Origin of the sequence: Desulfosporosinus fructosivorans, assembly GCF_004766045.1 — a bacterium.
Taxonomy (GTDB): domain Bacteria; phylum Bacillota; class Desulfitobacteriia; order Desulfitobacteriales; family Desulfitobacteriaceae; genus Desulfosporosinus; species Desulfosporosinus fructosivorans.
Map to the genome: position 1 here is coordinate 558,236 of NZ_SPQQ01000002.1, position 14,372 is coordinate 572,607.

A 14,372-nucleotide genomic window follows, 5' to 3' on the forward strand; every position below is an offset into this window, starting at 1 on the left:
TTACTACTCACTCACTCACTTACTTACTTACTTACTTGATAATTCTGACCTTCAATACCCCGTCAATTTCTCTGAGCTTCTGCGCGAATTCTGGAGTAGCGGGTGCTTCAATGTCAAGGATAGTATAGCCATATTGACCTTTACTTTTATTAATCATATCGGGAATATTAATGTTTTCTCTAGCAAAAGTTGATGTGAATTGGCTGAGCATATTTGGTATATTCTTATGATTAATTGCAATACGACCAATTTGCATACATACACCCATGTCACAGGTTGGATAATTCACAGAGTTTCTAATATTTCCATTTTCAAGGTAATCCATCAATTGCCTCACCGCCATAACCGCACAGTTATCTTCTGATTCACTTGTGGAAGCTCCTAAATGGGGAATGGTTATAACTCCTTCAACACCGCATACCATGGGATTTGGAAAATCTGTGACATAGCTACCTACTTTTCCAGACCCTAAGGCTTCAATCATATCCTCATCTCTCACTAAAGTATCTCTGGAAAAGTTCAAGATTACGACGCCATCTTTCATAATTTCAAAGGTTTCATTATTGAACATCCCTTTTGTTTCATCCGTAGAAGGCACATGAACCGTAATAAAATCACACTCTCTAAAGATCTCGTCTAAAGATTTGCTGTGCTTGATATACTTTGAAAGGTTCCAGGCAGCATCAACTGAAATAAACGGATCATACCCGTAGACTTCCATATCAAGTTTATTAGCTGCATTAGCAACTAAAACTCCGACAGCCCCAAGCCCTATGACTCCAAGCTTTCTTCCTTTAATCTCCTTACCAACAAACTTTGATTTCTTTTTTTCCACAAGCTTAGCCACCTCTGGATCTGGACCACAAGAATTTACCCAGTTAACTCCCCCTACAATGTTACGAGCTGCAATGATTAATGAGGCAATGACCATTTCTTTAACTCCATTCGCATTAGCGCCCGGAGTATTAAAGACTACAACCCCACTTTCTGCACATTTATCCAGAGGAATATTGTTAACTCCCGCTCCTGCTCTAGCAATAGCTACTAATGAGGGTGGTAATTCCAAATCATGAACACTTGAACTTCTTACAATCACTGCATTTGTATCGTTAAAGTTATCAACCAATTCATAGTTATCCGTAAATAAGTCCAGTCCCACATTTGCTATAGCATTCATACAGTTTATCTTAAACATTATTTCGCCCACCTTTAATTTTTTATTTGTGTTATCTGTGTTCAACTAATCTTTTTCTTTGATTATTTACTTACTCTCCTTCAACCAACGATTCTATATCCATTACGCTCTCAAGTCCGATTACTTTAGCTTCTCGTACAAATTTAGCATCCAATAACTCTCGCCATTTCACAAGGGCCTCCTTTTTATTTTTTTCACACACACTAACGATTATTAGCGTTAGACAAGGTCTCTTCAAAATAAACAAACCCCTCATCCCTATAAAGGGACGAGAGGTTATTCCCGCGTTGCCACCCAAGTTGCAAAAACTGCCAACTCATATCCGCTATACCGGGCGAAACCCGTCACAATTCATCATTGGCCACTCCAGGTTGGAATCCTTCGCATGCTAGACTGACTTGCACCAACCGTCAGCTCTCTTAAAGAACATGTGCTTAGGACTTCCCTTCATCGTGTTAGCTTTTTATATCGTGCTATTGAAGTAAATACTAATCTCTTAAGCGCAAAGTGTCAAGATATTTTTTTAAGATATAATAGCTTTTTATATAAGTTATATAACAGGCATGTTCTCCTGGGAGACAGTTGTCTTAATTATAAGGGATCAATCTTAATCGCGAGGGCACAAAATCTCGTTAATCTCGTTAATCTCGTTTAGGCCCCCCCAAAACCGTATTTCGGCAGCGGGAGGGCCTAAACTGTCACGCCAAACATAGTTTAGTATCCTTCATAAACAATGTTGGCGTTTTTGTTCCTAATCAAAGGCAAACCCCAGATACCCTTGATCTTCCGGTGTTATCAGTAAATCACTTTCTCTAGACACCTTACTCATTCCGAAAGGGCGAATTGTACCACCTAGTTCCCCCCCCAAGTGAGAAGGTGTGCGTAGAACATATTCCTTTGCAGGCAGTTGTTGGACGATCTGTCTGATAGCGACGTTCATAAAACCTTCAGGGAGCAAGATTTCTTTGATTAGCACCTTCTCTGAAGAAATTCTTTCAACCGTTAAACAACCCTGAATATCTTCAATGTCTAAAGCATAGATGTCCGTTCCAGACTGTTGGGACAATTTTTGCTGATAAGCAATATCTTCATCATTATACGAAATAAAAAGTCTGCCGCTAAGTTGAATATTCCTTCTCCGATTATACTCTTGGGGAGTAATAGATGAGATCGTACATTGGCAAGCTCTATAGATTGGCAAACATTCTACCCTATCGTGGCTAAGCAGAGCCTCCCTAATATAGAATTCTTCTTGGTATCCCTGTTTATGATAATAGTCATAAAGTTGCCTACTAGCCGGAACTAGGACAGAAAGCTCATTATTCCTAGCCATAAGACATTGGTTGCTAAAGTCCATTAAGTGAGTTGCAAAACCTAGGTTCTGGTATTTAGGGTGGGTTGCGATAGCGTAGAACATGACAGTATTATAGCTTCGCTTATCAGGAGTAACCGTTCTGACAGGTATCATCGTAAGCATAGCCGCAATCTCTCCATCATGAAGCAAGACAGCCGTTTCGTCCTCTTTGTACCTATTAGCATAGTAGAAGTCAATATAACTGTCAGAGTCTCCAAAGCACAGCTTCCAAATCTCTTTTTGGCGAACGGTCTCGCCTTTTTGGGCCAGTCTGATTTCATGCATCTTAATTTCAATCTCCATCTACCATTTCTAAAATAACTACTATATCTCGAAATATGTCGCTAAGTATTTTTCCTCCATCCTATCCGGCCGATAGGATAACTTAGCCTTCCTTAATCCCTCAAAGCCCATGTCCTCTTCGCGGTTCACATAAATCAGTTGGGGATAGTTCTTTTGAATTAAATCAGCAAATTCACGGTTGATCATTTGATAAGAACCCTCTATCTCACCAAGGGCTTTCTCAATATGAATGATATAAGTGTCCGAATTTAACCTTTCTCCCATCGTGAAAGCAATCACTCTGCCATCTAACCGAATAAGTCCGCCTTCTAAACCAAGAGCGGTAAAATTGTTAAAGCAACGACGCACAGCGCAACTTTCGTTAGCAATCTCATCCACGTGATCGGAATTAGCTCTGCACCAATGCAGATTCATCTCCCAGCATTCAGCTAAATTTTCTAAAGATATCTGTTCAAATTTCCAGTCTTGATTTTCCTTTTTAAATTTGTTGATATGATTACGTTTAGAGTGAAGCTTATTCCCGGACAGTGTGACTAGCTTGTCCAGAAGATAAACATAATCAAAGCTATCACGCATCTCTTTATACTCGAAGTGCTCTGGAAGCACTTGATTCATCACGGCAATATCCTCTGGAGATACTCCAGCTAAGACAAATTCATGACCGCAAGAAACCGAGTCTTCTTGCAGGGCCTCCAAAACAGTCTTGATATCACCCGTACCCGCAGGATAAAAATAATAGGGGGAATTATTAAGCACTCCTTTGACCACAAGGTAATTATTGACACGTGCCAGCCGATAGCTATAGATTTCTGACCAGGCAAAAATGTTTGTAAAGTTTTGATGACCGCCAGGCATATCTGCTGTGGCAAGAAGGGGATCGATCCATTGCTTATCGCTCAGTTCGACTTTTTTAAAGGTAATCATTTTCTCTCCATCAATTCATCATATTTGTTATATATATAACGTATAATATACACCTTATTAAATCCGTATACAATGCAGACCTTTAATAGACTCTCCCAATCACCAGCATCTAACTCAACCTAAGCGCTGGCGACGCTTGACAACAATATAATTCCGCCAAATAAAAAAAGACAGGAAAGATACGGTTGTAACAAATTATCCTTACAGTACCTAAATAAGGATAAAAGCTCTCTTGTAGCCGTGTTTCGGCAACGGAGAACTTTTATCCTTACAATAACTAATTTCACTAACGGGTCAACATCATACTTATCCCTAATCCTTTTAGCATTGATAATCTGAATATCCAAGCCATATACAACTAGAAATGACTCTAACTAAATGAATCTTTCAAGTAATATATCTTCTACATTTCTTCTTCCATCGATCACAGCAAGCACCCATACTTTATTCTCTTCAGTCTTATAAATAATTCGCCAAGGTGGACTAATTAATTCTCTGTAAATCAGGATACTATGATATCTCATTTCAGGAACAATCCGTCCTTGTAAAGGCATCTGCCTCAAGTTATCTGCTTTTTGTTTAATGGCAAGATAAACTCGTCTTGCTTCAATGGGGCTATTTGCTGCAATATATTCAATTACTTTTATCAAATCCTGTTGTGCAGTTTGTGTCCAAAAGACATGATATTCGCTTATAGTCATGATCTTACAGTATCATAGTTGTCTAATTCACGATCTAAGTCTAAGAAAAAGTCTTCCTGTGATAAAACTTTCCCTTCAACAATATCCCTTTCCCCTTGGGTCATTAATTTTAAGAAGCCAATAGCCTTCTTCATGTTTTCATAGGATTCAGTATCTACTAAAACAGCCCTAGCCTCTCCATTTTGGGTCACATAGACAGGTCTCCGGGTCTCATTCACCTGTTCCAGAATCTCGGCAGCATTGGCTTTTATATACGATATGGGTCTAATATCTTCTTTAATATTCATTGTATCATCCCCTATACAAATATAGTACCAAATTAAGTCCGGCTCGTCAAGAATTGTAAATCTGATCCTCAACCTGTACTGGTTCGGTAGTAATTGTATTCATCGTTTCCTCCCTCAATTAAATTCTGAAATGAAATCAAGAACTTTCATGTAACCTAGGTTGTATGTTAAAAGTTACCATGCTATAGTTATTTTAGGTTTTTAAGCCTACTGAAATAATTACTATCGCAAATCCCTACTTCGCTTGAGGTTGTTGCTTAGTTTTAACTGCCTTTCTCTCAAAAGGAGGAAGGCTTTTATATTTTATCACCTGCAATCCAGCATGTAGGAGAGGGCTAAAATGATGGGGTGTTTGATTTGGAAAATGTTGGACTTGTGCTTGAAGGCGGCGGTATGCGGGGACTGTATACCTGTGGCGTCTTGGAGTATTTTATGGAGAAAGATTTATATTTCAATTATGTAATAGGAGTGTCCGCCGGAGCATGTAATGCTACTTCGTATATTTCGAGGCAACCGAAGAGAAATGAAAAGGTCATTATCGGGTTCATTAAGGATTGGCGTTACATGAGTTTTAGAAATTTGATTTTGAGCAAATCATACTTTGGTATGGATTTCATTTTTGATGAGATTCCCAATAAGCATGTCTTATTTGACTTTGAAACCTTTTACAAATCGCCTGCTGTTTTCTTAGTCGGTGCAACTGATTGTCTATCTGGTAAACCGATGTATCTAAATAAGGATGATTTAGGTGAGCAATTCCAAGCGTTAAGGGCGTCCGCTTCATTGCCAATGTTATCCCCTATCGTCGACTATAAAGGCTATAAACTATTAGATGGTGGAATTTCCGATTCCATACCCATAAAGAAATCTATTAAAGATGGCAATACCAAGAATGTAATTGTTTTAACTAGGAATAAGGGATATAGAAAGAGTCCCGGAAAATTTAACGCCCTACTCAAATTCAAATATAGAAATTATCCCCTATTGATAGAAACCATGCTAAACCGTTATAAGAATTACAATGAAACGTTGGATTATATTGAACAGCTTGAGAACGAAGGCAAGGTCATTGTTATAAGACCTTCCCTTGCATTAGAAGTTGGTCGCTTAGAAAAAGATCCTAAGAAACTTTATGGGCTACTCTACAACGGATACAATGATACTAAACGTTCTTATGAGAGAATTATGGAATTTGTCAATCAATAAACGACAACCACTTATTATAAGTTAGTCTAGGTCGACAGCTATTACCACTTTAGAGGGACTTGAGCTGCAATCGCCTTTCTGCTACTCTAAAATAATCCCCTTATTTAAACACAGGCGTTTCCGTCAAATAAAAATAAAAAAACAAGAAAGATACAGTTTTAGCGCTTTAACCCTCCGGGTAGCTAAATAAGTATAAAATCCCTCCCGGTTGCCGTATTTCGGCAGCGGGAGGGATTTTATACTTACAAGTGCAACTATGCTCCATATTGTAATTCAACCTAATAAAGATTCGATTTGTTTTTTAATTTCTTTGGCGAGTTCCACGAATTTCGGACTTAAATCAAAGAGGCTTTGACCTGTGAGATCAGCCTGCACTGCCATAGGGTCATAGGGTAGATATCCTAAGATTGGAATAAAGTTCATTTCCCTTTGAATATCTTCCATTTGACCGGGGTGGACTTTATTAATGACGGCATACACCTGGTTAACCCCAATATCCTTGGCAAGTTTAACGACTGAATGGGCAGTCTCAAAGCTCCGTTTGCCCGGTTCGACGACGACGATAAAAGCATCTACCCCACCCGCCGTTCCGCGCCCGAAATGTTCCAAACCAGCCTCCATGTCCACAATTACGGTTTCGTCTCGTTCTAAGACCATATGCTCTAACAAATTGCGTAATAGCGTGCTCTCAGGGCAGGCACAGCCCGATCCTCCCAAGGTTACTGAACCCATCCGCAACAGTTTGATTCCGTTATGCCTAGCCACATAAGTGTCAGGAATATCCTCCACGTAGGGATTGATGCTAAACATTGCCCCGATTGAGCCTGGTTCTGCACCGGTGCGCTCTCTAATTAATTTCGCTTCCTTAGAAATTGGAGTGAGCTCAGCGAGTAGCTCTGGAGGAAATCCTAGCGCAGTCCCCAAATTAGCATCCGGATCAGCGTCAACCGCAAGGACACGCTGTCCATCTTGGGCATATAAATGACATAGAAGAGAGGCCAAGGTGGTTTTACCCACCCCACCTTTACCGGAAACAGCAATTTTTACACCCTTATTAGTTACGCTCATTTTTGTTGTTTCCCTTCCCATTATCTTTATTCCTTGAAATACTTCGATCCGTATGAATTGAAACAACATCTTTGCCATAATGACTTAAGAACTACCAGATTCTATGAGTTAAAACTCCAGATCGGGGCTTTGCAAGCCTAACGCTGTTCGTTTCTTAATAATTCGTTGGAGTAATACATGCGCCGCTTTAATGGGGTCTTCTTCATAAATCAACTTGCCCCCGAACAGCTCATCCGTTGTTACTGCAAAATCCCCTTTATCTCCCGTCAAAGCATTCTCTACAAAAGGTGAACCGCTTATGGGAGCGTTGAGACCGATATGAACATCGACTCCTTGGGCTATAAAGAAAGTACCAATTGACAATGCCTTTGGACTCTGAGGTTCTGGGCTTGATCCAGCAACCGGCAAATCGCGCACCCCTACTCCTACTCGATTGGCCAAAGCAACCAGTAAATCATCGATGCGGGAATTATCTACGCAGCTTCCCATATGCCACGCCGGAGGCAACGAAGTCAGCCCATTCGCCTCACCCATTGTTTTCAGCACGTTAGCGAGCTTCGGCCCACAATACTCAATGCCTTCTGGAGACAGAAGACCGAATTTACCTAGAGAGTGTGCCGAACAGCCAGTTGCCACAATTAGAACATTATGTTTTAAAAGTTCCTTTGCTAATTCTGTGTTAGCCCAGTCTTGTTTCACTCGCGGATTGGTACACCCAACAATGGCTACCACACCTAAGATATCCCCATCTGTGAGTGCTTGAATAAAGGGTTGGAGAGGATCTTCCTGATTGATCTTGGAAAGCACTTCAACGATTTGTTCCACGGAAAATCCGGCATAAGCTTCAACGGTTCCTTTTGGTATTTGTAGTTTAACCATATCGCGTTCTGTATACCGGGCTAGTGCTTTACGAACAATTTCCTCGCCCATCTGATCAGCCTTAGCCGGAGAAAACTCGACGTGACTAGATCCTTCAATCTTAATGTTAGGCAAGGTGGAAATCAATTCCGTGTGATAACATTCGGCAACTTTTTGCAAGCCTGGCATGATACATTGGGCATCGACAACCATCGCTTCTAAAGCCCCTGTCACAATCGCCAACTCTTGGCTAGCAAAGTTTGTTGCCACAGAAACCCCTTGCCTCATTAATAATTCATTGGCACTGCAGCATATCCCGATGACATTAATCCCTTGGGCTCCTAAAGCTTTTGCCTCCCCGTTTAGTTTCCGGCTCCATTCCACCACTTTTTCCGAAACCATTGGAATATGGCCATGAACCGCAATATTTACATAATCCGCTTTTATGACTCCCATATTATATTGAGCCTTGACTAACTTTGGTGTGCCGAAAAGCACGTCCGAAAGATCGGTTGAGAGGTGTAGCCCATCATACCCTTCAACAAGAGCCATGGTCATAACTCCGAGGAGAAGGTTGAGTGGATCACTGTCACACCCCATAGCAGCCTTATTAATGGCATTGGCAATCTCCAAGTGAGCATTGCGAGGTAGAATGTTTAATTTTTCCCAAGTTTCAACGGACTTGGCATGGGCATGCAAACTCAGCCAGGTGGCTACCCCAGTCTGTTTCTGGAAATCTTGCAAGGCTATTAACGCAACTTCCTTTGCCACTTCGTTCGTACTCTTACCCTCAAGGGTTAAGCCCAAGTCAAGGGCGATCTTCCATAACTTATCTTTCCCTTTAATTTCATAAGGCGCTATGCCCTCTGCAGCTTCTAAAAGCGTGTGTGCCACTTCGCGGGCATGTTCGACATGGGGTGTCGCCCCATCGACGATGAGGGTTAGTAGATTGCGAGCGACGATTTGATCAGCCGTTGCACCACAGCCCCCTCGTTTCGCCCCTTTTTCACCAAAACTTATACGGCAAGGTCCCATCATGCAACGTCGGCAGCAAACTCCAGCTAAGCCAAACTTACAGTGAGGTTCTTGTTGCTTGGCTCGATCAAAGGCTGTCTCTATCCCTTCAGAATTTGCTTTCAAGAGAAGTTCCTGTACTCCGGTATCAATTGTCAGATCTGTAGCCAAAAAGGTTTTGATCATAATTTCCTCCTTAAATTGAATGATTGCTTTCCTTGCTGAACTTAACAGTTCAACTATTCTGATTATAGAAGATAAAAAATAAGAAAACCGTCAGGATGCTGATGGTTTTCTTATTTTTACATACAATTCTTTAATTTTAGTTTTCTTCCATACTGTCTTGCAAAGCCTGAATATCTCTTATAACAAACGATTTGCGGTTCAAAATTAAGATGTCTGCTTTCTGCCAACGGTTGAGGAATGTAGAGGCAGTTTGACGGGATGTTCCTACAGCTGAAGCTATTTCTTCGAATGTTAAGCCTAAGTTCACTAGGGTACCTTGTTCAGTAGTCTGTCCTTTTTCCTTAGCAGCTTGTATCAAAAAGTTCGCTAACCGTTTACCAACGTCGCGAAAAACAAGATTTTCAATGATTCCTAGAGTGTTTCCCAAGCTTTCTCCTAAGACTTTGACCATGCTAATCAAGACCACTGGATCTTGTAGCATCAAGCCGCGAAAGACTTTAATGTCGATGGTCCAGACGATCGTTTCTTCCATTGCTTCGGCAAAAGTACCCGAATGGCTACTATAGACATCGCCGGGTTCTAAGAAGGCGATCGTAAACTCTTTGCCGTCTGGATAACTGAGATATATTCTAACTTTACCTTTAAGGAGAATTAAGATAAAGTCCGCATGCTTCTCCGGGGTGAAGATACATTCTTTTTTTCGGAATGAACGTTCGTGAGCGGATTGATTTAGGGCCAGTAAATGTTGTTCGCTCAAGGCCTTAAGCAGGGGAATTTTAAGCAATTCATCAATGTCAATTTGAGATAGCTTAGGTTTCATTGTTCTGACCTCTTTTTCCTACCCTTATTTTATCAGATAGAGCATATGATATTGCACAAGGATTGTCAACGACGCTAACTGAAAGATGAATAGGTGACCAGACTAAATCAAGGGTGCAGCAAAGCACCCTTTTTCTATAAATCTAATATATTAAGTTAAAAGAGACCTCCTGCTATGTAGTGAACTCGTTCACAATTAATTTAAACATCGAGACTTCCGTAGGGGACTCTACCCCACCGAAGCGGAACGCAGAAGTACCACTCCCACTTGTAAAGTGGGAGCCTCACGATTGGATGAATCCCAAATGGTTTCTTATAGATATCTCCTAGATTCTACTGTGTTATGCGATTTTCTGTTTTTGGAGGGCTAGAAATGAATAATTTAACACGTATTACTAAAGTCTTTGAATCAGCAGATGAAATTCCCTTTGACGACTCCTCCAGAATTATTTTAATGAGCGACATCCATAGGGGTGATGGAGGCTGGGCAGATGATTTCTCGAAGAACCAAAATCTTTATTTTGCCGCGCTGACCCATTACTATAATGAAAACTATACTTATATAGAGCTTGGTGATGGTGATGAACTTTGGAAGAACAAAAAGCTTTCTGACATAATATATGTCCATAGCCATGCTTTCTGGCTTCTTTCTAAATTTTTCAAGGAAGGTAGACTACATTTTATTTTCGGAAACCATGATATGGTCAAGAGAGACCCTAAATTTGTCGAAAACAATTTGTACCAATACTTTGATGAACGGGAGAAAAAGCATATCCCTTTATTCGAGAATATAAAGCTTCATGAGGGGCTAGTTTTAAGGCATAGGGTAACAGATCAAAAAATCCTCTTGATCCACGGGCATCAAGTAAGTTTGATAGATTATGAATTGTGGAGATTGGGTAGATTTCTGGTTAGGTATTTATGGCGACCCCTTGAGTCATTCGGGGTAAATGATCCTACAAGTACAGCCAAAAATTATGACAAAAAAGATGCGGTAGAAAATAGACTTATTGAGTGGGTAACCCGAGAAAAGCAGATGCTTATTGCTGGCCATACTCATAGACCTAGGTTTCCTGAAGTAGGTGAACCCCAATATTTCAATGATGGAAGTAGTGTCCATCCTCGTTGTATAACGGGAATTGAAATTGCAGAAGGTAATATTACACTAGTCAAATGGGACGTCAAAACAAAGAATGACGGCACCTTGTTCATAGGCAGAGAAATACTGGCAGGACCAAGAGAATTAAAGGATTACGTATATCAACAATAGTGCCTAACGAGGGTACACTATCTGAATCCTCCATTCTCTGACCCCAATATAGAGTGCTAGATTTGTATGCTCCCATGACGCCTTTAAATGCTCTTAATGTACCTCCTAAGCTTTCATTGTTTCTTCAAGCGTAGGCTTCTGATTTTGGATACATCTGCGACCAGGTTTTGTGACACAGCTATTACATCTGACGCATCTTGTCCGCTCCGAATGCTCTTTTTGATACCTATCTACAAGATCTGGTTCGAATAATAAACGATCGTTCGTTTGATACCGGTAAAATACCTACCTGACATGATGTTCGCTTACAGTCATGATCTTCTAATGTTCTGCCCAAACGTTCTCGGACAGTAGGAAGAACATAGGCCATCTTAACTTCCCGGTCCGGCGAATCAGGTATACCTCAATGATTAAGTGGAAAACTAGTTACATATTTATTTAGAAGGAGTTAGCTATGCAAAGAGATTATAAAGATATTACCTTGTGGAGAGATATATCAGCAGAGCAATGGAATGATTGGAAATGGCAAGTTGCTAACAGAGTAACCACTGTTGAACAATTGAAACAGGTCGTGACACTCACAGAGGACGAGATAGACGGTATTAGCCACTGCCTGGAAACACTACGGATGGCTGTCACCCCTTATTATGCTACACTTATTAATCCTAACAATCCTGAAGATCCAATCCGCAAACAGGCTATTCCCATCGCTCTGGAAATGGAAGAAGCTAAGTGTGATATGCAAGACCCTCTACAGGAGGAAAGCGATTCTCCGGTAAAAGGACTTACACACCGATATCCGGACAGAGTCCTATTGCTTATAACCGACCAATGTTCTATGTACTGCCGTCATTGTACCCGGCGAAGAATGGCCGGCTCAACCGATAACGCTATGCCCCGGAAATATCTGCAAAAAGCATTTGACTACATAAAAAACACCCCTAGAATTAGAGATGTCTTAATTTCAGGCGGAGACAGCTTGTTGGTAAGTGATGAAAGTATCGATTTCATTCTATCCAGTCTCCGAGCAATTGAACATGTTGAAATCATTCGCTTTGGCTCCAGAACACCAGTAGTTTTACCCCAGAGAATAACGGATGACCTATGTAATATCATGCGTAAATATCATCCAATATGGCTTAATACTCATTTTAACCACCCTCAGGAGATAACACCGGAAGCAATCGAAGCGTGTAGGAAGCTCGCAGACGCAGGAGTACCTCTCGGTAATCAAACTGTTCTTCTAAAAGGGGTTAATGACTGCCCGTATATCATCAAAAGATTGGTCCATGATTTGGTAAAGATGCGTGTGCGCCCCTATTACCTATACCAGTGTGACCTATCGTCTGGAATAGAACATTTTAGAACACCCGTCAGCAAAGGGATTGAAATCATTGAACTGCTGCGTGGACATACCTCTGGCTTTGCCGTTCCTACCTTTGTTGTCGATGCACCAGGAGGGGGAGGTAAAATCCCAGTAAGCCCACAATACTTAATATCTCAATCTGAAGATAAAGTAATTCTACGAAACTTTGAAGGCGTTATTTGTGCTTATACAGAGCCAGAAGTAAAGAAAACTGATTGTCATCATTGCAATTATTGCCGTCAATATGAGGATCAGCTTCCCACTGGCATTGAAAAGCTTTTTAGAGAGAAAAAGCTAAGCCTTGTACCTAAATCAGACAATCGAATTGCTAGGCGTGATAAAATCACTCCGCACCCTTAATGACGGCTTGGATCTCTCCCTTCGCTTCATTCGCCCAGTCGTCGAGTCCTTTCAGGGTGGCCTCCTGGGTTTGTTTGCAGATTTCCGGCAATTCACCGCCCCATGCTTTTTCGGCAGCCTTATATCCTGCTTCTATGGCATCTCTCAATAAACCTAGCTTGGCGGGGTCTCCCCCTGAAAGGGCCTTTGCAAAGTCTATTGCCCTTGTCGAAGTCTGCTTTACACCCCAAAAACCGTCTTCGGAAATTTCCTGTTGCGCGTTCAGGCGAGTTGAATCATCCACTTCTAGATTTTGATAAAATTCCTTTAGTTTACCATCATATTTTTTCAAAATTTGATCATAGTTTAGGCCTTTGCCTTCGCCTGTTTTCAGACTCTGCATACTGATAAGGTTTTCTACTATTCCCCGCAAATTACTTAGTTTCGCCTCAACTTGCTGGTTAATTTGGCTCAGTGTCGCCGACTCCTTGGTATACATTTTCTTGGTGTTGTTGGTCGTCGTTTGTTCTGAGGTCTCGTATACAGCAGCTTCAGGGACTGGAATTACTTGCGTCGCATCAGTGACCGCCACTTTGGATGTATGCTCATTTGCAATAACTTTCACCGCGTTGGTAACCCCACTTTGTACTGAGGTTGATATTGGAATAAGTGTCATGAAAATTCCTCCAATTTTCTTAAATACCCTTATTCTTATATATCGTCATCTTTGCCAAAAGTATGAGCGTTACTTGATGGGAGTAAACTGTTAGCTCTTCTCTATAATCAACTTGTCGATTATGTTTCAACCTCCCCCCTCTTAGCATTGGTGTTGTATTCCTTCCTTCTCAAATAATGAGTATCCAATGAGATCAATCGCAGTCTCAATCATTTCATCGAGGCTAACCTCTGCCCGCTGTAAGACTCCTGTACGGTTCGAATGAAATACGCCCTCTGCAACCGAATATAGGTAAAGAGCCAATTTGCTGGGATCAACTGGGCGTAGTTCCTGACATGCTATTCCCTCCCGGACAACACCCTCCATAATCATAACAAGTTCCTGGGATTTTTTATTTAAAGTTTCTTCTAGTGGTTGGGAAAGGTCGATACCTCCCATAATATTTGTCGCCAGATGCATAATTTCAAAGAGTTGTGGCTCTCGGTAATAAAAAGACTTGTATACATTGTATATGTTCTTGAGGCGCAGGGCGGCATGGGTAGCTTCCCCCGCAGCCCGGCGGAAGTCAGCGATCAGATAATCAAGTGCCTCACTACAAATGTAAAAGTAGACTTCTGCTTTATTTTGGAAGTGAAAGTACAAGGGGCCAGTAGAAATCCCCGCCGCCTTGGCAATGGCCCGCATTGTCGTATTGTGATAACCGAGCGCCAAGAAAAGCTCTCTCGCTCGCTCTAAAATGATTGATCGAGTTTCTCTTGAATCGATGTCCTCCATTATAGCCCCTCCATATCTAGTAACCCGTAATT

13 protein-coding genes are annotated in these 14,372 nt (G+C 41.2%); 3 read left to right on the forward strand and 10 right to left on the reverse strand.

Annotated features, from left to right (window positions below; all coding sequences use genetic code 11):
- Nucleotides 1–31 precede the first annotated feature (31 nt).
- The 5 genes from E4K67_RS06765 to E4K67_RS06785 form a co-directional block, all read right to left on the reverse strand.
- The gene (locus tag E4K67_RS06765; protein ID WP_135545651.1) at nt 32–1,195 is read right to left on the reverse strand and encodes a phosphoglycerate dehydrogenase; all 1,164 of its coding nucleotides are present in this window, start codon (nt 1,193–1,195) and stop codon (nt 32–34) included.
- Between the two features lie 751 nt (nt 1,196–1,946).
- Nucleotides 1,947–2,834, reverse strand: a complete 888-nt coding sequence (locus E4K67_RS06770; protein ID WP_135545916.1) for a GNAT family N-acetyltransferase — start codon at nt 2,832–2,834, stop codon at nt 1,947–1,949.
- 39 nt (nt 2,835–2,873) lie between these two features.
- Nucleotides 2,874–3,776 (reverse strand): DUF2156 domain-containing protein, encoded by a 903-nt coding sequence (locus tag E4K67_RS06775; RefSeq protein ID WP_135545652.1) that lies wholly within the window; start codon nt 3,774–3,776, stop codon nt 2,874–2,876.
- A 374-nt stretch (nt 3,777–4,150) separates the two neighbouring features.
- Nucleotides 4,151–4,477, reverse strand: a complete 327-nt coding sequence (locus tag E4K67_RS06780; RefSeq protein ID WP_135545653.1) for a type II toxin-antitoxin system RelE/ParE family toxin — start codon at nt 4,475–4,477, stop codon at nt 4,151–4,153.
- The gene (locus tag E4K67_RS06785; protein WP_135545654.1) at nt 4,474–4,764 is read right to left on the reverse strand and encodes a type II toxin-antitoxin system Phd/YefM family antitoxin; all 291 of its coding nucleotides are present in this window, start codon (nt 4,762–4,764) and stop codon (nt 4,474–4,476) included. Before E4K67_RS06785 ends, E4K67_RS06780 begins: the two co-directional genes overlap by 4 nt.
- Before the next feature lie 357 nt (nt 4,765–5,121).
- Here E4K67_RS06785 and E4K67_RS06790 point away from each other — a divergent pair, with 357 nt between their 5' ends.
- Nucleotides 5,122–5,970, forward strand: coding sequence for a patatin-like phospholipase family protein (locus E4K67_RS06790; protein ID WP_135545655.1), 849 nt, complete (start codon nt 5,122–5,124; stop codon nt 5,968–5,970).
- Between the two features lie 273 nt (nt 5,971–6,243).
- Here E4K67_RS06790 and E4K67_RS06795 read toward each other — a convergent pair whose 3' ends face one another.
- From E4K67_RS06795 to E4K67_RS06805, 3 genes are all read right to left on the reverse strand, one after another.
- A complete protein-coding gene (locus E4K67_RS06795; RefSeq protein ID WP_243454350.1) occupies nt 6,244–7,059 on the reverse strand; it encodes an ATP-binding protein in 816 nt (271 codons plus the stop codon).
- Nucleotides 7,060–7,146: 87 nt separating this feature from the next.
- Nucleotides 7,147–9,096 carry an anaerobic carbon-monoxide dehydrogenase catalytic subunit gene (gene cooS, locus E4K67_RS06800; protein ID WP_135545657.1) on the reverse strand — a complete coding sequence of 650 codons (1,950 nt, stop codon included), beginning with the start codon at nt 9,094–9,096 and terminating at the stop codon, nt 7,147–7,149.
- A 136-nt stretch (nt 9,097–9,232) separates the two neighbouring features.
- A complete protein-coding gene (locus E4K67_RS06805) occupies nt 9,233–9,916 on the reverse strand; it encodes a Crp/Fnr family transcriptional regulator (RefSeq protein ID WP_243454351.1) in 684 nt (227 codons plus the stop codon).
- Between the two features lie 372 nt (nt 9,917–10,288).
- On the opposite strand from E4K67_RS06805, the gene E4K67_RS06810 reads away from it, so the two are divergent.
- Nucleotides 10,289–11,185: a metallophosphoesterase gene (locus E4K67_RS06810; RefSeq protein WP_135545658.1), complete on the forward strand. Its 897-nt coding sequence runs from the start codon at nt 10,289–10,291 to the stop codon at nt 11,183–11,185.
- Between the two features lie 454 nt (nt 11,186–11,639).
- The gene (gene kamA, locus E4K67_RS06815; protein ID WP_135545659.1) at nt 11,640–12,911 is read left to right on the forward strand and encodes a lysine 2,3-aminomutase; all 1,272 of its coding nucleotides are present in this window, start codon (nt 11,640–11,642) and stop codon (nt 12,909–12,911) included.
- Here kamA and E4K67_RS06820 read toward each other — a convergent pair.
- Together E4K67_RS06820 and E4K67_RS06825 are read right to left on the reverse strand one after the other, a co-directional pair.
- Nucleotides 12,895–13,566: a hypothetical protein gene (locus E4K67_RS06820; RefSeq protein ID WP_135545660.1), complete on the reverse strand. Its 672-nt coding sequence runs from the start codon at nt 13,564–13,566 to the stop codon at nt 12,895–12,897. The two genes, kamA and E4K67_RS06820, sit on opposite strands and share 17 nt — an antisense overlap.
- A gap of 141 nt (nt 13,567–13,707) precedes the next feature.
- Entirely contained in the window at nt 13,708–14,340 is a 633-nt protein-coding gene (locus E4K67_RS06825; protein WP_135545661.1) for a TetR/AcrR family transcriptional regulator, read from the reverse strand.
- Nucleotides 14,341–14,372: the final 32 nt, after the last annotated feature.

Excerpts from the sequence above, each read along its gene's own strand:
- kamA (WP_135545659.1), top strand. The coding sequence starts at position 11,640 with ATGCAAAGAGATTATAAAGATATTACCTTGTGGAGAGATATATCAGCA.
- E4K67_RS06785 (WP_135545654.1), bottom strand. The coding sequence starts at position 4,764 with ATGAATATTAAAGAAGATATTAGACCCATATCGTATATAAAAGCCAAT.
- E4K67_RS06810 (WP_135545658.1), top strand. The coding sequence starts at position 10,289 with ATGAATAATTTAACACGTATTACTAAAGTCTTTGAATCAGCAGATGAA.
- E4K67_RS06795 (WP_243454350.1), bottom strand. The coding sequence starts at position 7,059 with ATGGGAAGGGAAACAACAAAAATGAGCGTAACTAATAAGGGTGTAAAA.
- E4K67_RS06780 (WP_135545653.1), bottom strand. The coding sequence starts at position 4,477 with ATGACTATAAGCGAATATCATGTCTTTTGGACACAAACTGCACAACAG.
- E4K67_RS06805 (WP_243454351.1), bottom strand. The coding sequence starts at position 9,916 with ATGAAACCTAAGCTATCTCAAATTGACATTGATGAATTGCTTAAAATT.
- E4K67_RS06820 (WP_135545660.1), bottom strand. The coding sequence starts at position 13,566 with ATGACACTTATTCCAATATCAACCTCAGTACAAAGTGGGGTTACCAAC.
- cooS (WP_135545657.1), bottom strand. The coding sequence starts at position 9,096 with ATGATCAAAACCTTTTTGGCTACAGATCTGACAATTGATACCGGAGTA.
- E4K67_RS06825 (WP_135545661.1), bottom strand. The coding sequence starts at position 14,340 with ATGGAGGACATCGATTCAAGAGAAACTCGATCAATCATTTTAGAGCGA.
- E4K67_RS06765 (WP_135545651.1), bottom strand. The coding sequence starts at position 1,195 with ATGTTTAAGATAAACTGTATGAATGCTATAGCAAATGTGGGACTGGAC.
- E4K67_RS06770 (WP_135545916.1), bottom strand. The coding sequence starts at position 2,834 with ATGCATGAAATCAGACTGGCCCAAAAAGGCGAGACCGTTCGCCAAAAA.
- E4K67_RS06775 (WP_135545652.1), bottom strand. The coding sequence starts at position 3,776 with ATGATTACCTTTAAAAAAGTCGAACTGAGCGATAAGCAATGGATCGAT.